This is a genomic window from Streptomyces canus, assembly GCF_041435015.1.
GTDB lineage: Bacteria > Actinomycetota > Actinomycetes > Streptomycetales > Streptomycetaceae > Streptomyces > Streptomyces canus_G.
Genome location: NZ_CP107989.1, coordinates 5,413,403 through 5,430,824, shown reverse-complemented (window position 1 = coordinate 5,430,824; position 17,422 = coordinate 5,413,403). Strand labels below are relative to the sequence as shown.

14 protein-coding genes, 1 tRNA gene and 1 riboswitch are annotated in these 17,422 nt (G+C 72.3%); of the genes, 8 read left to right on the top strand and 7 right to left on the bottom strand.

Annotated features, from left to right (window positions below):
• Positions 1-665: 665 nt before the first annotated feature.
• Positions 666-2,753 (bottom strand): asparagine synthase-related protein, encoded by a 2,088-nt coding sequence (locus tag OG841_RS24775; protein WP_328639480.1) that lies wholly within the window; start codon positions 2,751-2,753, stop codon positions 666-668.
• Positions 2,754-3,436: 683 nt separating this feature from the next.
• On the opposite strand from OG841_RS24775, the gene OG841_RS24770 reads away from it, so the two are divergent.
• The 4 genes from OG841_RS24770 to OG841_RS24755 all read left to right on the top strand — a co-directional run bounded on the left by OG841_RS24770 (position 3,437) and on the right by OG841_RS24755 (position 8,690).
• Positions 3,437-4,861: an MFS transporter gene (locus tag OG841_RS24770; protein ID WP_371566884.1), complete on the top strand. Its 1,425-nt coding sequence runs from the start codon at positions 3,437-3,439 to the stop codon at positions 4,859-4,861.
• A gap of 73 nt (positions 4,862-4,934) precedes the next feature.
• Positions 4,935-6,155, top strand: a complete 1,221-nt coding sequence (gene lhgO / locus OG841_RS24765) for an L-2-hydroxyglutarate oxidase (RefSeq protein ID WP_328643581.1) — start codon at positions 4,935-4,937, stop codon at positions 6,153-6,155.
• A gap of 259 nt (positions 6,156-6,414) precedes the next feature.
• On the top strand, positions 6,415-7,296 hold the full coding sequence (gene trmB, locus OG841_RS24760) for a tRNA (guanosine(46)-N7)-methyltransferase TrmB (RefSeq protein ID WP_371566883.1): 882 nt from the start codon (positions 6,415-6,417) through the stop codon (positions 7,294-7,296).
• 50 nt (positions 7,297-7,346) lie between these two features.
• Positions 7,347-8,690, top strand: a complete 1,344-nt coding sequence (locus OG841_RS24755) for a PrsW family intramembrane metalloprotease (protein ID WP_328639483.1) — start codon at positions 7,347-7,349, stop codon at positions 8,688-8,690.
• Positions 8,691-8,802: 112 nt separating this feature from the next.
• Here the strand turns inward: OG841_RS24755 and OG841_RS24750 are convergent, their stop codons facing one another.
• The 4 genes from OG841_RS24750 to OG841_RS24735 all read right to left on the bottom strand — a co-directional run bounded on the left by OG841_RS24750 (position 8,803) and on the right by OG841_RS24735 (position 12,515).
• Positions 8,803-9,756, bottom strand: coding sequence for an aldo/keto reductase (locus tag OG841_RS24750; protein ID WP_328639484.1), 954 nt, complete (start codon positions 9,754-9,756; stop codon positions 8,803-8,805).
• Between the two features lie 64 nt (positions 9,757-9,820).
• Positions 9,821-10,855: a M23 family metallopeptidase gene (locus OG841_RS24745; protein WP_328639485.1), complete on the bottom strand. Its 1,035-nt coding sequence runs from the start codon at positions 10,853-10,855 to the stop codon at positions 9,821-9,823.
• Positions 10,856-10,866: 11 nt separating this feature from the next.
• A riboswitch (cyclic di-AMP (ydaO/yuaA leader) is annotated at positions 10,867-11,024 on the bottom strand.
• 224 nt (positions 11,025-11,248) lie between these two features.
• The gene (locus OG841_RS24740; protein ID WP_371566882.1) at positions 11,249-12,334 is read right to left on the bottom strand and encodes a PP2C family protein-serine/threonine phosphatase; all 1,086 of its coding nucleotides are present in this window, start codon (positions 12,332-12,334) and stop codon (positions 11,249-11,251) included.
• Between the two features lie 107 nt (positions 12,335-12,441).
• Positions 12,442-12,515 (bottom strand) — tRNA-Met (locus tag OG841_RS24735).
• 303 nt (positions 12,516-12,818) lie between these two features.
• Here OG841_RS24735 and OG841_RS24730 point away from each other — a divergent pair.
• From OG841_RS24730 to OG841_RS24720, 3 genes are all read left to right on the top strand, one after another.
• Entirely contained in the window at positions 12,819-13,079 is a 261-nt protein-coding gene (locus OG841_RS24730; protein WP_328639487.1) for a hypothetical protein, read from the top strand.
• 71 nt (positions 13,080-13,150) lie between these two features.
• On the top strand, positions 13,151-14,302 hold the full coding sequence (locus OG841_RS24725; protein WP_371566881.1) for a sensor histidine kinase: 1,152 nt from the start codon (positions 13,151-13,153) through the stop codon (positions 14,300-14,302).
• Positions 14,290-14,940: a LuxR C-terminal-related transcriptional regulator gene (locus tag OG841_RS24720; protein WP_266517152.1), complete on the top strand. Its 651-nt coding sequence runs from the start codon at positions 14,290-14,292 to the stop codon at positions 14,938-14,940. The genes OG841_RS24725 and OG841_RS24720 overlap by 13 nt, the downstream gene beginning before the upstream one ends.
• Before the next feature lie 3 nt (positions 14,941-14,943).
• On the opposite strand, the gene OG841_RS24715 is transcribed toward OG841_RS24720, so the two are convergent.
• Both OG841_RS24715 and OG841_RS24710 read right to left on the bottom strand, forming a co-directional pair.
• Positions 14,944-15,579, bottom strand: coding sequence for a GTP cyclohydrolase II (locus tag OG841_RS24715; protein ID WP_266562846.1), 636 nt, complete (start codon positions 15,577-15,579; stop codon positions 14,944-14,946).
• 124 nt (positions 15,580-15,703) lie between these two features.
• The gene (locus OG841_RS24710; RefSeq protein WP_328639489.1) at positions 15,704-16,213 is read right to left on the bottom strand and encodes a MarR family winged helix-turn-helix transcriptional regulator; all 510 of its coding nucleotides are present in this window, start codon (positions 16,211-16,213) and stop codon (positions 15,704-15,706) included.
• A 69-nt stretch (positions 16,214-16,282) separates the two neighbouring features.
• Between OG841_RS24710 and OG841_RS24705 the strand changes: the two genes are divergently transcribed.
• Complete coding sequence (locus tag OG841_RS24705; RefSeq protein WP_371566880.1) at positions 16,283-17,410, top strand: dihydrofolate reductase family protein; 1,128 nt, start codon at positions 16,283-16,285, stop codon at positions 17,408-17,410.
• The last annotated feature ends 12 nt before the right edge of the window (positions 17,411-17,422 follow it).

The window sequence follows — 17,422 nt, the reverse complement described above, 5'->3', positions numbered from 1 at the left end:
GGGTGCCGCCTCAGGACGCGCCGGGTCGTATTGTCGGGCGAGGGCGGCAGCTGCGCTGTGCTTGGGCCGGGCGCCTACGGGGGTGCCGGGTCGGGTTGCCGGGCGGGTGCGGGCCGATGGGGGCCGGTGGGGGCTGATCGCGCAGTTCCCCGCGGGCAGCTGCGCCGGGCTTGGGCCGGATGCCTACGGGGGTGCCGCTTCCGTCCTTGGGCGGCTACCGGCGCGTTGTGGCTGATCGCGCAGTTCCCCGCGCCGCCCCTGGGGAGGTGCAGTCCCCTGCGCCACGACGGACCGCTCGCCGCACCGCCCACCACGACGGACCGCTCGCCGCAACGGACCGTTCACCACCTCACGGCCCCGGCGAACCGGTAGCCGTACCGCGCGCCACGACGGACCGTTCGCCGCGTACGGCGCCAAGGGGACGGGGTGGGGGGTGTCCGCCCGCAGCGGCCGGCGTCCGATACCCGGCACCACCCAAAACACAGCAACCGCCGGACCGAGGACGGACACCCCCCACCCCGGCCCCGACCCACACACCACCCGCACGCGCTACACCCGCCCCCACCGAAGCCGAAACGGGCCGCCGCAGGCACCCAGGGGCGCGGGGAACTGCGCACAACGCCCACCCCCACCCAACCGAAGCAGGCCGCCGCAGGCACCCCCGCTCAACCGCCGGAGGCCCCCGCCCCCAGCGCCCCCCGCTGCGGCCGGATCCCCGCCGGTACCGCACGTGCGCGTGCCGGGGTTCCGGTCCAGCAGGTGCCTCGGCGGGCCAGCAGCCGGCCCAGCCACAGCTCCAGCGAGACCAGGTCCGCCAGGCCGTCCAGAGGCAGGGGTTCGCCCTCCGCCGCCGCCCGGAGCGCCTTGCGGACCACCCGGGCCTCCACCAGGCCCGCCTGTGCCAGCAACGGTGTGCCGAACAGAGACATCAGGGAGTCCGCCGCCACCCGCAGCCCCGTACGGGTCGCCGCGGCCGAGGACGCGTGGGACGGGGCGCCCCAGCCGGGCGGGAGGTCGGTGACTCCGGCGCCCTCAAGGACCGTACGGAGGATTTCCGCGCGGGCCCCCGGCCGGACCCGCAGCGCCTCCGGAAGGGCGCGGCAGGCACGCACCACCTGGTTGTCCAGGAACGGCGCGTGCAGCCGCTGGGAGCGGATCTCCGCGGCCTGCTCCAGGACGCGAAGGTCCGACGCGTGACGAGCGAGTGCCGCACGCGCGCGGAAATCGCCGGGATGCTGCCCGGGACCCACCCCGGATCGATGCGTGGCCCCCTGCAGGCGAACCGATACTTCAGCCAGCGCCTCGCCCGTCAGCCAGCGCGCCGCAGGCCCCGGTCTGGCCCAGGTGAGCGCGGCGAGAGACGCCCCCACCGCGCCCCCGGGTTCGTCGAAGCGCCGGTGCATGAGCCGGTCGGCCAACATCTCCAGCCCGACCCGGTACGGCGTGCGGGCCAGCCGCCGCGCGGCGCCGTACACGCGCGCGGGGACGAGCACGGAACCGTCCGCCTTGGCCAGGGCGGCCACCGGCCTGACCAGATGGCGCCGCTTGCGGTCCATCAGCAGGTCCGCGAGGCGCGCCGGATGTGCGTCCAGCACCTGCCGGGCCCCGTAGCCCGTGAAGTGGTCGGCGCTGCCCGCGGCCAGCCGAGCACGGTGCCGCGCGGCCGTCACCAGGCACGGCCCGGGTTCGTCCGTCAGCGGCCCGTCCAGTTCGGCGTAGGGAAGCGTTTCCTCGCCGCCGGTCACCACCACATGGTGCAGCCGAGGATTCGCCGCGAGCGTGCCCGCCCGTTCCAGCTCGGCCTCACGACCGCCCACCGCGAGGTCGTTGAAGGTGACCGCGAGCAGCCGCTCGCCGGCCCCGGTGCCGTGCCCCAGGACCGTCCCCGGCATCCCGGGCAGCCCGGCGGCCAGCAGGGCGAGCGTCCCCGACGCGGGCCCCCCGGACAGGTCGGCCCCGATCCCCGGTACCGGCATCCCGCGCGCGGCACGGCGTTCGGCGGGCCCCATGCCGGGCACGGGACCAGGGTCGATGTCGGGCACGTGCCGGGGCGCGGAGAGCCGGGCACGCACCGCCTCGATCAGAGCGTCCCGCACACCGTCGACCGCGCTGTCCGGGTCGGCGGAGGGCGCGGCGACCGCGAGGGAGGCGACCGGTTCGTAGCCGGCGATCTCGCGCGCGCCGTTGCGCAGGATCAGCGCGTGACCCGGCGGAATGCGCCGCACACCCTCATAGGGCGTGGAGTCGTGGAGCGCGGCCGGTACGTCGGGGGCGGCGAGCAGCGCGGCCAGGTGCCCGAAGTCGAGGTTGGCCTCGATGAGGTCGGCCAGGGGCAGGGCCGCGGTCGCGTAGGCCGTACCGCCGGCCCAGGGCGTGTAGAACACCGGCCGCGCGCCCGCCAGATCGCCGCCCACGGTGATCCGGCGGCCCACCTGGACCACCGCCGTGTACGCCCCCGACCAGGCCGTCAGATGCCGAAGTGCCCCTCCGCGCGCGGCGAGCAGTCCGACCCGCAGCTGTTCGTCGGAGGCCCCGCAGGTGCCGAGGACCGCGATCCGGGTCTGCGCGTCGACCGTGACCACGCGCACCTCGTCGGGGCGCCAGTCGCCGACCGCCCACAGCGGATCCGGGTCACCCCACAACAGGTGGGAACCCACCGGATGCACGGTCTCACCGTCGCTTCCGGTCGCCCCCGCCGCCCCGATCCCGGAAACGCCCGCGGCGGTGCTGCTCCATCCCACCAACCACCGCATCGACGCCTCCACAGGCTGTGGACAACCAGTGCACCGTACGAACCGGTCACCATGCTGCCATGAAGGAAGCGTGCCGGAGGGCCGGTGGAGCCGCTGGAGATGCGAGGAACGCGCCCCTGTGAACACCCGCGTACGCCTGCGAACACCCCCGCGAGGCAAGGGGCGTGCGACGCGAATGCGCCCCCGATACGCTCCCCCAAAACGCCTAACGCGCCCTCAACTACCATGGTAGGAGGGCTGATCGCCCGCAGGGACGAGGGTCTATTTTCAGCCAAATCGGCGCGCCGAGGACAGGCTCGCGCACGCTCCGTACACAGTCCGCGCGCCGCACGACAGGCGCGCAGCCCGGGAGACGCCACTTCGCCCCCCGGGCCCGTCCGCCGCCCGCGGGGATGTAGGCGGCGGTGTCCCCCAGCCCACTGGATCCAGTACAGCGGGCCGACCCACGCATCATCCATGGAAGCGCTCCCCCGTTGGCCGGAGAAGAGCGCACGGGCAGGCGCACGGCCACACAACGGGAGCACGACACAACTGCGCGTATCGGACCCGTACTTCAGTACGGACCACAATCCCGCCATCCGGAACAATGCCCCTTAACGCTTGGGATGCGGCGAACTACGCTGGGTTTACGAATGCCGCGTGGTTATGCCAGCGCGGCAGCCGTCTGTGTCGAGGGGTGGCGCATGTCCAGGGAGCAACGCGGGCCGAACGAAAAACTCGGCACCGTTCTCGCCCTCGCGGGAATCAGCAACGCAGGACTCGCGCGTCGCGTCAACGATCTTGGCGCTCAACGCGGGTTGACTCTTCGCTACGACAAGACGTCGGTGGCGCGCTGGGTGTCGAAGGGAATGGTGCCGCAAGGTGCGGCACCGCACCTCATCGCCGCCGCCATCGGCCAGAAGCTCGGCCGCCCGGTGCCGCTCCACGAGATCGGCCTGGCGGACGCGGATCCCGCACCGGAGGTGGGCCTCGCCTTCCCCAGGGACGTCGGACAGGCCGTCAGGTCGGCCACGGAGCTCTACCGTCTCGACCTCGCCGGTCGCCGGTCGGGCGCGGGCGGCATCTGGCAGTCCCTCGCCGGTTCGTTCGCAGTGAGCGCATACGCAACGCCCGCCTCACGGTGGCTGATAACCCCGGCCGACAGCTCGGTCGCGCGCGAGGTGAACCACTCCGAGGACTCCGGCGCACCGCTCAAAGTCGGCCACAGCGACGTGCAGAAGCTGCGGGAGGCGGCCGAGGACGCCAGGCGCTGGGACTCCAAGTACGGAGGCGGCGACTGGCGTTCGTCCATGGTGCCGGAGTGTTTAAGGGTGGAGGCGGCACCGCTGCTGCTCGGCTCGTACTCCGACGAGGTGGGCCGGGCACTGTTCGGGGCCTCCGCCGAACTCACCCGTCTCGCGGGCTGGATGGCCTTCGACACGGGTCAGCAGGAGGCGGCGCAGCGGTACTACATCCAGGCACTGCGGCTGGCCCGGGCCGCCGCCGACGTACCGCTCGGCGGGTATGTGCTGGCGTCGATGTCGTTGCAGGCGACCTACCGGGGCTTCGGCGACGAGGGCGTCGATCTCGCGCAGGCCGCGCTGGAGCGCAACCGGGGACTGGCGACGGCCCGCACCATGAGTTTCTTCCGGCTCGTCGAGGCGCGGGCACACGCGCGTGCGAGTGACGCCGCCGCGGCCGGAGCGGCGCTCAAGGCGGCCGAGGGGTGGCTGGAGCGGTCCCGGGACGGGGACAACGATCCGTCGTGGCTCGGGTTCTACTCCTACGACCGGTTCGCCGCCGACGCGGCCGAGTGCTACCGGGATCTGAAGGCACCGCGTCAGGTGCGACGGTTCACGGAGCAGGCGCTGTCGAAGCCGACGGAGGAGTTCGTACGGTCGCACGGGCTCCGCCTCGTCGTCTCGGCGGTCGCCGAGCTCGAGTCGGGCAATCTCGACGCGGCGTGCGAGCAGGGCGTGCGGGCGGTGGAGGTCGCGGGGCGGATCTCCTCGGCCCGTACCACCGAGTACGTGAAGGATCTGCTCCATCGGCTGGAGCCGTACGGTGATGAGCCGCAGGTGGTGGAGCTTCGGGAGCGGGCCCGGCCGCTGCTGATGGCTCCGGCTTGAGCCCCGGAGGCCGTCACCGCCCCCCGCGTTTGAAGTGACTGTCAGTGGTGCAGTGCACTATCGGGGGTGGGAGGTGGTGCAGGTGTCGACGGGGATCGCTTACGACTGTGACGTGCTCGTGGTCGGTGGGGGCATTGTCGGGTTGTCCACGGCGTATGCGATCACGCGCAGCGCGCCCGGTACCCGGGTCGTCGTGCTGGAGAAGGAGGCGGGGCCCGCTCGGCATCAGACCGGGCGCAACAGCGGGGTGATCCACAGCGGGATCTACTACCGGCCCGGCTCGCTCAAGGCGCGGTACGCGGCGCGAGGCGCCGCCGAGATGGTCAAGTTCTGCGCGGAGTACGGCATCGCTCACGCCGTCACCGGCAAGCTGATCGTCGCCACCGAGCGCAGCGAGCTGCCCCGGCTGCACGGACTGGTGCAGCGCGGCCGGGAGAACGGCATTCCGGTGCGTGAGCTGGGCGCCACCCAGATCGCGGAGTACGAGCCCGAGGTCGAGGGGCTCGCCGCCATACACGTCGGGACGACCGGTGTGTGCGACTTCGTCGGGGTCGCGCGGCAGCTGGCCGAGGCGTCGGGCGCGGAGATCCGGTACGGCGCCGAGGTGCGGCGGATCGACCGGCGGCCGGAGCTCGGGGTCGCCGTGCTGACGGGCGCCGGCGACGTCGTACGGGCGCGGGTGCTGGTGAACTGCGCCGGGCTGCACTGCGACGAGGTGGCCCGGCTGACCGGGGACGAGCCGGGGATGCGGATCGTGCCGTTCCGGGGGGAGTACTACTCGCTGGCGCGGCCCGAGCTGGTGCGGGGACTGGTGTATCCGGTGCCGGATCCGGCGTTCCCGTTCCTCGGGGTGCATCTCACGCGCGGGATCGACGGGGGCGTGCACATCGGGCCCAACGCGGTCCCGGCGCTGGCCCGGGAGGGGTACGACTGGGGGACCGTACGGCCTCGGGAGCTGGCGGCGACGCTGGCCTGGCCGGGGTCGTGGCAGATAGCCCGGCGGCACTGGCGATACGGCACGGGGGAGCTGCGGCGGTCGGTGTCGCGGAGGGCGTTCACTGCGGCTGTGCGCAGGCTGCTGCCTGCCGTCACGGCGGATGATCTGGTGCCTTCGGCGGCGGGGGTGCGGGCCCAGGCGGTGCTGCGGGACGGCACGCTGGTGGACGACTTCCTGATCCGCGAGGGAGCTCGGGCGGTCCATGTGCTGAACGCACCCTCGCCCGCGGCGACGGCTTCCCTGCCGATCGGGCGGGAGGTGGCCCGACGGGCCCTGGAGACGCTGCGCTCGGCGTGAGGGGCTGCGGGGGTGCCGCCACCCGTCCCTGACAACCCGGACGCAACGGACCCGGACGCCGCCACCCGTCCCTGACACCCCCGACGCGACGACTCAGACGCCCCGCCCCGGATGTGACGACTCAGACGCCCCGCCCCGGATGTGACGGCCCAGACGCCCCGCCCCGGATGTGACGGCCCAGACGCCCCGCCCGGACGTGACGGCCGGAACATCCCTGTGCGGCGTTCGTCTCCGAGGTCACCGTAAAATCGACCTCACTGTGTCTGACTCCCTCAACGCCTCCGAAGCCCCCCGGTCCCGGCCCACCGCCGCCGGCGAGTCCGCTCTGCACGCCCCCGGTGTCCCCGTTCGGCGCACCCGGGCCAAAGGGGAGCCGCGGTTTCCCGACGGGCCCCGAGCCGATCCCGCGGGATCGCACTTCGAGCGGCGGATCCGGAGTTTTCAGCCGCGCCGCAGTCGGGTGACGGCAGGGCAGGCGGACGCGTTGCAGCGGCTGTGGCCCACATGGGGCCTCGACATCGACGGGCAGCGCACGATCGACCTCGGTGAGATGTTCGGCACCGACCACCCGGTCGTGCTGGAGATCGGCTTCGGGATGGGTGAGGCCACCGCGCAGATGGCCGCCGCGGAGCCCGGGATCAACATCCTCGCCGTCGATGTGCACACCCCTGGTCAGGGGAACCTCCTCCATCTCGCCGAGCAGCAGAAGCTGTCCAACGTCCGGGTCGGCAACGGCGACGCCATCATCCTGCTGCGCGAGATGCTCACCGAGGACTCGCTCGACGGGCTGCGCGTCTACTTCCCGGACCCCTGGCCCAAGAAGCGGCACCACAAGCGGCGGCTGATCCAGCCGGAGTTCCTGGACCTGGCCGCGACGCGACTGCGGCCGGGGGCGCTGGTGCACTGCGCGACCGACTGGGAACCGTACGCCGAACAGATGCTCGACGTGCTCACCGCGCACCCCGCCTTCGAGAACACACAGGCAGACGGCGGTTTTGCGTCGCGTCCCGACTTCCGGCCGCTGACCCGTTTCGAGGGGCAGGGACTGGAGAAAGGACATGTCGTGAACGACCTGCTGTTCCGCCGCGTACAGCACGGCGACCGACCCGACCGACCCGACCAGTCCCCCACCGGCGCCTGATCACCTGCCCCACCTGCGGGCGACGCCTCTGTCTCGTTAAGGTCGATGCTGTGGCCACCTGTCCCCCGTATCCGACGCACCCCGGTGACCCCACCGGTGGCGCCGCGCTGCGGCATGCGCACTGGTGGCAGCGGAAGTGGGTGCGCTACGGCGCCCTGATCACGCTCCTCGCGCTGTCCGGGCTCGTCATCCTCGCCCTGGTCCGCCAACAGACCGGTACCGAGGGATTCCTGGTCGGACTGGGCCTCGCCGTCCTGCCCGTACCGCTGCTCATGGCCGCGTTCCGCTGGCTCGACCGGGTCGAGCCGGGCCCCTGGCGCAATCTGCTGTTCGCCTTCGCCTGGGGTGCCTGCGCGGCGGCGCTGATAGCGATCATCGCCAACAGCTTCGCGACGAAATGGATAGCGACGGCGACCGCCGACCCGACCGGCGCCGACACCCTCGGCGCGACCGTGATAGCGCCGATCGTCGAGGAGTCCGCCAAGGCCGCCGCCGTTCTGCTGGTCTTCCTGTTCCGCAGACGGGACTTCACCGGGATCGTCGACGGAGTGGTGATAGCGGGGGTCACCGCCACCGGCTTCGCCTTCACCGAGAACATCCTCTACCTCGGCACCGCCTTCGGCACCGACCAGCTCAACGGCCACGGCGGCATCGCCTCCGTCACCGCCGCGACCTTCTTCGTGCGCGTCGTGATGTCGCCGTTCGCGCACCCCCTGTTCACCGTCCTCACCGGTATCGGCTTCGGCGTCTCCGCGCTCTCGGCGGAACGCCAGCACGTACGGCGCGTGCTCGTCCCGCTGTCCGGGCTGCTGCTCGCGATGGGCATGCACGCGATGTGGAACGGCTCCTCGACGCTCGGGGAGTACGGGTTCTTCGCGGTGTACGCGATGTTCATGGTGCCGGCGTTCGCGCTGCTGACCTGGCTGGTCATCTGGACGCGGCAGCGGGAGCTGAAGACCGTGCGCGAGGAGCTGCCCGCGTACGCCGTCGCCGGGTGGCTGGCGCCGACCGAGCCGTATGTACTGGGCTCGATGCGGGCGCGACGGGTGGCGCGGGAGTACGCCCGGCGGCAGTTCGGCGGGCGGGCCGCGGCACGGGCCGTCTCGCAGTACGAGGCGTACGCGACGTCCTTGGCGTTCCTACGGCACCGAGGGCGGCTCGGGCGGGCGAACGCCGACTTCGTCGTACGGGAGCGGGAGTTGCTGCACGAGCTGTGGCGGCGGCGGGACGTCGCGCGGCCCGCGCTGGACCATGCGGCCCGGATGACGGCGCCGCCGGTCCCGGTGTCCGCGCCGCCCTGGCCGGTGTACGGGGTGTACGGCCATCCGCCGCACCCGGTCCAGCCGGCTCACCCGACGGCGCCCTACCCCGCCTACAACCCGTACCGGACGTAGCTCGACCACAGCAGGAACCGTGGGCGCCCTGCTCGCCCCGGCCACTCCGCCGGGCGGACCGCGACGCCGGATGCTCAGCGCCCGGCACCGCCGGTCGGCGCCTGCGCCCGCGTCAGGCCGACGCCTCCGTCAGGCGAGCCGCCTCCTCCTCCGTCAGTACCAACTCCGCCACCCCCAGCAGCGCCGGGAGCTGTGCCACCGTACGCGCGGAAGCGATCGGGGCCGCTACCGTCGGCCGGGACGCGAGCCAGGCGAGGGCGACCGTGGCGACCGGGACGCGGTGGGACTCGGCGATGTCGTCCAGGGCCGCGAGGACCTTCCGGCCGCGTTCGGTCTCCAGGTGCTTGCCGGCGCCCGCCGCGGCCCGCGGGCTGTCGACGGTCGCGCCGGGACGGTACTTGCCGGTGAGGAACCCGGAGGCGAGGGCGTAGTACGGGACGGCGGCGAGGCCCTCGCGCGCGGCCACGGCCTGTAGCTCGCCCTCGTACGTGTCACGGGAGACCAGGTTGTACTGGGGCTGCAGGGCGACATAGCGCGCCAGGCCCTCGCGGTCCGAGAAGGCAAGGGACTCCGCGAGACGCGCGGCGGAGATGTTGGAGGCGCCGATCGCCCGCACCTTGCCCGCCTTCACCAGTTCGTCCAGCGCGCCGATGATCTCCTCGACCGGCACTTCGGTCTTGTCGAAGTGGGTGTAGTAGAGGTCGATGTGGTCGGTGCCCAGGCGCTGCAGCGAGGCGTCGGCGGCGGCCTTGATGTTGGTGGCGGTCAGGCCGGGGAAGTCGGGGTGCTGGCTGACCTTCGTGGCGATGACGAAGTCGTCGCGGTTGCCCCGCGCCGCCAGCCAGTTGCCGATGACCGTCTCGGACTCGCCACCGGAATTGCCGTCGACCCAGTGCGAGTACGAGTCGGCCGTGTCGACGAAGTTGCCGCCCGCGGCGGCGTACGCGTCGAGGACGGCGAAGGACTGGGACTCGTCGGCCGTCCAGCCGAACACGTTGCCGCCGAGGGAGAGCGGGAAGACCTCGAGGTCGGAGGAGCCGAGCTTGCGAAGCGAAGAAGTAGTCATGTCCTACGTCAACGCAAGCACCGGAGGCCGACCTTCCGCAACGGCCGCAAAATCACCGTAAACCTCAGGGGTTGAGACCCTTGCCGCGCAGCCACGTCATCGGGTCGATCCCGTCGGCCGAGCCGCCCGGGTGGACCTCCAGGTGCAGGTGCGCGCCGGTCACGTTGCCCGTGGCGCCCACGCGGCCGATGACGTCACCGGTGCCGACCTTCTGGCCGACGCTGACGCTGATCGAGGACTGGTGGCAGAACCACAGCTCGGTGCCGTCGTCGAGGGTCAGGATCGTGCGGTAACCGTAGGAACCGGCCCAGCCGGCCTCGGTGATGGTGCCGCTGTGGATGGCCTTGATGAGCGTGCCCGTGGGCGCGGCGAAGTCGAGGCCCGTGTGGTAGCCGGAGGACCACAGGGAGCCGGCCTGACCGAAGGTGCCGGTGATGGTGTACGACGAGGTCGGCAGCGTGTACTGCTTGGCGAGCTCGGCGAGGCGCGCGGCCTCGGCCTTCTTCGCGGCCTCCTCCTCCGCCTTCTTCTTCGCGGCGGCGGCCTTCTCCTGAGCGTCCTTCTCCGCCTTGGCGGCGGCCGCGTCGGCTTCCTTCTCGGCGGCGGCGGCGACGGCCTGGGCGGCCTTGGTGTCGATCTGGTCCTGCTGCCGCTCGGCCTGGGCCAGGATGCGCGAGCGCAACGCCTCACCGGCGTCCGAGGTGCCCTTGGCGGTGTCGGCGGTGGTGGCGCCGACGCTGCTGAAGGCGCTCGTGTCGTCCGCGGCGGAGCCGGAGTCGTCCGAGATGAGCGAACCCACGGAGGGCAGGTCGGGGATGGAGATGGAGACCGGCGGCTTGCCGGTGTTGGCGCTGGCCATCCCGCCCGCGCTGACGGCGGCTATGACACCGACACCCAGAACGGTGGAGCTGCGGGCGAATCCCCCGCCACGCTGCTTGGCGACGCGGTGCCGGCCACGTACGGCGGGGAGGGTCTCCGCAGTGGGGTTCCACTCCCCCAGTGGGGCCTCGTCATCGGCGCGGTAGCCGCCGTACACAAGTGTGTCGGTACTGCGCTGACCGGGCTCGAACGGAGCCTCAGGGGCAGGCGGGTTCGCCACGTGGGCGCACTCCTTTCCTTCCTTCTCGCCTACCGGGTTAGCTGACGGGTTCGGAGCAGGAAGGTCTCCTACGCGCGTATACCCGCCGTGCTGCCACGGCGGAGTACGAGCGATTCACCCCAAGTTGGTGGTTCCCCGGTTCCCTTGCGGAATTCGGCGCGTGAGCACGGAGCCGTCTCTTGTGACGGCTGGGACGACCGCGCTGCGTTATCGAACGTTAATAGACCCGGGGGCCCGATTCCAAGCTGTTCCGCTTGATCATTAACGAAATCCCGCAGGACTTACGGCCCATGAACGGTGAAAAACGGGCGAGTTGACCTCGCCTCAGGCAACCCACAGGTTTTGACTGCACGTCAGTGGTTATGCGGAGGGCGCTCACCCGCTCACCCCACGTCACAAAGGCCGTCGTACGGCGAGCAGCGCCAGGTCGTCGGTGAGGAAGCCCCCGGAATGCCGACGCGCCTCCCCCACGAGGGCGGCGAGCAGTGCGCCGGGCTCCAGCAAGGCCCGGCCGGCCAGCCGCGCCTCGGGGTCGTAGAACCGACCGTGCCGGTCCCGCGCCTCGGACAGTCCGTCCGTATACAGCAGCAGTGTGGCCCCACCGGGAAAGCCGTGCTCCTCGCCCCGGTCGGGCCAGGTGCCGAGGTCGCCCATGCCGAGCGGCAGCGCGGGGTCCTGGGCGGGCAGCGCGCGCACCCCGCCGTCCGTGTGCAGCAACAGGGGCGGCGGGTGCCCGCGGTTGACGATCCGTACGACCCCGTCGTCGTGCGGGAGTTCGGCGAGGACGGCCGTGGTGAACCCCTCGAAGACCTCGACGCTTTCCCGCCGCGTCGCCTCCCGCGCCAGCGCCCGCTCCAGCCGCCGGGCGACGGCCTCCAGCGTGGTCTCCTGCTCGGCGGCCTCCCGGAACGCCCCGATGACGATCGCGACGGCCGCCACCGCACCCATCCCCTTGCCGCGCACGTCCCCGACGATCATCCGTACGCCGTGCGGGCTGTCCTGCACGGCGTACAGGTCACCGCCGATGAACGCGTCCGCCTGGGCCGCCTCGTAGCGCACCGCGATGTCGAACCCGCCGATCCGCCCGGGGGGCCCGGGCAGCACCGCCCGCTGTGCGGCCTCGGCGATCTCGCGCTGGGAAGCGAGCCGTTCGCTGCTGCGGCGGACCAGGAGATTGATGAGGACCGCGAGGACGGCGACCGTCACCACCGTGACCAGCTCGGTGACGGCGTCGACTTCGAGGAGGATGCCGAGCCGCAGGTGGACCGCGAGGACGACGAGGACGGTCGCGACGCCCGTGAGGACGGTGCCGCGCCGGGAGTAGAGCGGGGCCGCGACCAGAGGCGCGGCGGTGAACAGGGGCGCGGCGGAGAACTGGGACGAGGTGAGGTAGTCGTAGCACCCTCCCGCGACGAGCAGCAGCGCCGGGAGCAGGCGAACGAAGGTGCGCGCGTACGAGATCGGCCCCTCCTGCTCCACGCCTCCAGGTTTCCCGGAGCGGACGCAGGAGGCGAGCCGGGTGGCCCGGCCGGGGGAAACACTCAGGGCCGGAATCCATTCACTGGATTCCGGCCCTGAGCCTTCAGTAGCGGGGACAGGATTTGAACCTGCGACCTCTGGGTTATGAGCCCAGCGAGCTACCGAGCTGCTCCACCCCGCGTCGTTGTGTGACCAGCATACGTCATCCGCGGGGTGGTTCGCGCCAGGGTTGTTTCGGAGGCGGCCGGGACCCCTCGGTGGGCTGGTGCACCGCCGGGACGGAGACGCCGAGCCGGTTCTCCAGGGTGGTGAGGGCGACTTCCGGTCCCGGCCGGGGTGAGCGGGGCCCTGGTGCAGGCGGCGGTGAGCCCGGGGCCGTGCGGCCAGGAGGGGACGGCTGGGGCGCGGCGCGGGTCCGGTCGGGCCGAACGGCCCGGTGAGGGCGGCGTACCGTGGCGCCCCTCACGGAGACGAGGAGGGGCTCATGGCGGCAGCCGACGAGCGACCGGTGGAGATCGACAAGCGGGACATCCCGCTCTCCGGCGGCCGGACGCTGCGGGTGACGGAGTTCGGCAACGGCAGCATCCGGCTGGCGGTGCGGGCGGGTTCTCCCTATGTGGTGACGAGCCTGGAGCAGATCGACGACGGGGCCGTACTCAAGCTCTCTCCCGGCCGCGAGGGCTCGAACGCCCACCGGAACTGGGTCCGCGACCACGGCGACGCCGAGGACGGCCGCCCGGAGTGAGCCCCGCCCGGGTCCCGATGGTGTAGCGGGCTACACCGTGCTCCCGGGCCCGATCATCTAGCGTGAGCCGCATGGGGAAGTCGGTGCGGCGTGCGGCGATGGCGACCGTGCACCTCGTGGTGGCCGCGGCGATGTGCTTCGGCGTGTACATCTTCATCACCGTGCTGCTGATCGCCGCCATCGGTACGGTCGCCGTGGTCGGCTGCTGGCTGCTGCCCGAGGCCGTGCTGCTGATACGGCGGATCGCGGGCGCCAAGCGCCATCTGACCGCCCTGTGGACGGGCCGGGAGATCCCCGAGGCGTACACGCCGATGACCGGCACGCTCCGCGAGCGGCTGGGGATTTCCGTGCACGACCCCGGCACGCTCAGGGACTTCCGCTGGATGGTCGCCTACTACCTCTACGGCGCTCTCCTCGCCCTCGCCCTCCCGCTGTGGCCCCTCGGCCTGGTGGTCGACGGTGTGGGGGCCGGGGTCCTGGGCCGCGACCCGGTCGTCCTGCCGCTGATCGTGAAGCTCGCGGACACCGAGGCCCGTTGGTCGACCGCGCTGCTCGTGCCCTCCCCGAAGGCCAGGCTGGCCCGGCGGGTCGAGGAGCTGAAGGAGACCCGGGCCGACGCCATCGCCGCACACGAGGCCGAACTGCGCCGCATCGAGCGGGACCTGCACGACGGCGCCCAGGCCAACCTCGTGGCACTCTCGATGCGGATCGGACTCGCCAAGCGGGCCTACGACCGTGACCCCGACGCCGCCCGCAGGCTGCTGGACGACGCCCAGGACCAGGCCGAACAGGCGCTGACGGAGTTGCGGCAGGTGGTGCGCGGCATCCATCCGCCGATCCTCACCGACCGGGGTCTCGTGGGTGCGGTGCGGGCCCTGGCGTCGAGCAGCGGGCTCATGGTCGGCGTCGAGGACGGCGGTCTGGACGCGGGCACCCGGGCGCCCGCGGCGGTGGAGGCCGCGGCCTACTTCGTGGTCGCCGAGTCCCTCACCAATGTGGCCAAGTACAGCGGGGCGGACCGTGCCGAGGTCCGGCTCGCCCGCACCCGGCGCGGCCTGACCGTGCGGGTGCGGGACGAGGGCCGGGGCGGCGCCGACGAGTCCGCGGGTTCAGGGCTGCTCGGGATGCGGCGCAGGGTCGCCGCGCTCGACGGGACCTTCGACGTGACCAGCCCCGCCGGGGGCCCGACCGTGATCGATGTGGAGCTGCCGTGCGTGTGGTGATCGCCGAGGACAATGCCCTCCTGAGAGAGGGGCTCGTCCTCCTGCTGACGTCCTCCGGGCACGAGGTGGTGGCCGTCGTCGGCACCGGTCCGGACATCCTGCCCGCTGTCCTGGAGCACCGGCCGGACGTGGCGGTGCTCGACGTACGCATGCCGCCCGGCTTCCGCGACGAGGGGCTGCGGGCCGCCCTCGAGGCGCGCGAGCGGATCCCCGGACTCCCTGTGCTGGTGCTCTCGCAGTACGTCGAGGAGTCGTACGCCGCCGAACTGCTCGGCGGTGGCAGCAGCGGGGTCGGCTACCTCCTGAAGGACCGGGTCGGCCGGGTCGACGAGTTCCTCGACGCGCTGGAGCGGGTCGCGGCCGGCGGCACCGCGCTCGACCCCGAGGTCGTCACCGAACTCCTCACCCGCCGCCGCGACACCCCCCTCGACTCCCTCACCCCGCGCGAGCGCGAGGTACTGAAGCTGATGGCCGAGGGCCACGACAACACCACCATCGCGAAGACCCTCGTCGTCACCGAGCGCGCGGTCAGCAAGCACATCGGCAACGTCTTCCTCAAGCTGGGCCTGCCGCCGAGCGACAGCGGCCACCGGCGGGTGCTGGCGGTACTGGCGTATCTGGCGCACACGCCCAAGTGACGCTCATCCGACGCCGAGCTCGGTCAACTCCCCCAGCGGCAGCGTGTGCTGGGTCTGCAGGACCTTCGCGCGCAGGTACCGGACGTTGTGGGCGGTGGTGAAGACACCGGTGGGGACACGGTCGCGGACGTCGATGCCGAGGTCGCGCAACTGGCCCGCCTTGTCGGGGTTGTTGGAGAGCAGGTCGAGCTCTCCGATGCCCAGGGCCCGGAGCATCTGCGCGGCCGCCGTGTAGTCGCGGGCGTCCTCGGGCAGGCCCAGCGCGGTGTTCGCGGCGTAGGTGTCGAGGCCCTGGTCCTGAAGGGCGTACGCGTCGAGCTTGTTGTAGAGGCCGATGCCGCGGCCCTCCTGGCGGAGGTAGAGCAGGACGCCGCCGCGCTCGGCGATGCGCTCGACCGCCTCGCGCAGCTGCGGGCCGCAGTCGCAGCGGGCGGAGCCGAAGACGTCGCCGGTGAGGCACTCGGAGTGCAGGCGCACCAGCGGGACGGGACCCGGGTCGCCGAGAACGACGGCGAGGTGCTCCTGGCCGTCGGTCAGGCCGTGGAAGGTGACGAGCTCGGCGTCTACGCGGTAGCCGTCCCCGAAGCGCAGCGGGACACGGACGCGGGAGCGCTGGGTGGCGGCGGGCAGGTCGGGCATGCGGGTACTCCGGTTCGTAGGCACACCTGCTTCAGATTTGAAGCAGTTCTACTGATCCGAGACCCTACCCCATGCTTTAAATTTGAAGCAATGGATTGATGGCGCTCGTCACGCGGGGCGTTCCTTACGAACAGGACGGGGACGAGCGCCGGCGCCAGGGGACCTCCTCGGAGCCGCCGCCGTCACCCTGGAGTCCTTCGGTGACGCTCGTGAAGATCTGCTCCAGCTGCCCCACCTGCTCGGGGGTGAGCCGGTCGAAGAGCGCGGCACGGACCGTCTCCACATGCCCGGGCGCCGCCCGCTCCAGCACCGCCAGCCCCTCGTCCGTGAGGACCGCGACACTGCCGCGCTTGTCCCACTGGCAGCTCTCGCGGCGCACCAGCCCGTCCTTCTCCAGCCGGGCGACGGCGTACGTCAGCCGGGGCCGGGTGATCTTCAGCCCCTCGGCGAGCTCGGTCATCCGCAGCCGCCGCTCCGGCGTCTCGGAGAGGTTGGCCAGGATGGAGTAGTACAGGTGCGGCATGCCGGCCTCCTGTTGGAGCTGCCGGTCGATGGTGTCCTCCAGGAGGAGCGAGGCCGCGATGTACGCGCGCCAGGCGCGTTGCTCGTCGGGGCTGAGCCAGCGGGTCGTCATGCCCCCAGTGTAGGTTTGCTTCAAACTTGAACCAAGACCCGCCATCCGTTTTCGAGAGGGACAGCCCCGATGCCCCATCCCTACGTCCTCCTCTCCGCCGCGGTCTCCCTCGACGGCTACCTCGACGACACCGGTCCCGACCGCCTCCTGCTGTCCGGCCCGGCCGACTTCGACCGCGTCGACGAGGTCCGCGCCTCCGTGGACGCCATCCTCATCGGCGCGGGCACGATCCGCGCCGACAACCCCCGCCTGCTGGTGAACTCCGAGGCACGCCGCGCGGCCCGGGTCGGCGCCGGGAAGCCGCCGTACCCCCTCAAGGTCACGGTCAGCGGCTCGGGAGACCTGGACCCGTCCGCGAACTTCTGGCACACGGGCGGCGAGAAGCTCGTCTGTACGACGGACAAGGGCGCGGAGCGGGCCCGCTCCCTCGGGCTTGCGGCCGACGTGGTCTCTCTCGGTCCCGAACTGGACTGGCACCGCCTGCTGGAGCACCTGCACGAGGAGCGCGGCGTGGACCGCCTGATGGTGGAGGGCGGCGGCCGGGTCCACACCCAGCTTCTCCAGCAGGGCCTGGCCGACGAGTTGCAGCTGGTCCTCGCCCCCCTCTTCGTGGGCAGCCCGGACGCCCCCCGCCTCTTCGGCCCGGGCACCTACCAGGCAGGCCGCCTCCGCCTCGTGGAGTCCCGCCGGATCGAGGACGTGGTCCTCATGCGCTACGAACCCACCGCCCCCGGCGCGGGCCTGCACGCGTCCCCCGCGGACCGCCACTGGCTCTCCCTGGCCTGCGAGCTGGCGACCCGGTGCCCGACCTCACGGACGGCGTTCAGCGTGGGCGCGCTGGTGGTGGCCGCCGACGGCACGGAGCTGGCCCGCGGCCACTCCAGGGAGGCCGGCGATCCGGTGGTCCACGCCGAGGAGGCGGCCCTGGCGAAGATCGATCCGGCCGACCCCCGCTTGGCCACGGCCACGGTGTACACGAGCCTGGAACCCTGTACCCGGCGGGCGTCCCGCCCCTTCCCCTGCGCCCGGCTGATCCTGGACGCGGGAGTGCGCCGGGTGGTGACGGCGTGGCGGGAGCCGGACACGTTCGTGGCGGGCGCCGACGGGACCGGGTTGCTCACGGGGGCGGGCGTGGACGTGGTGGTGCTGGGCGAGTACGAGAGCCGCGCGAAGGCACCCAACCGCCACCTGCTGTGAACCCACGCCCCG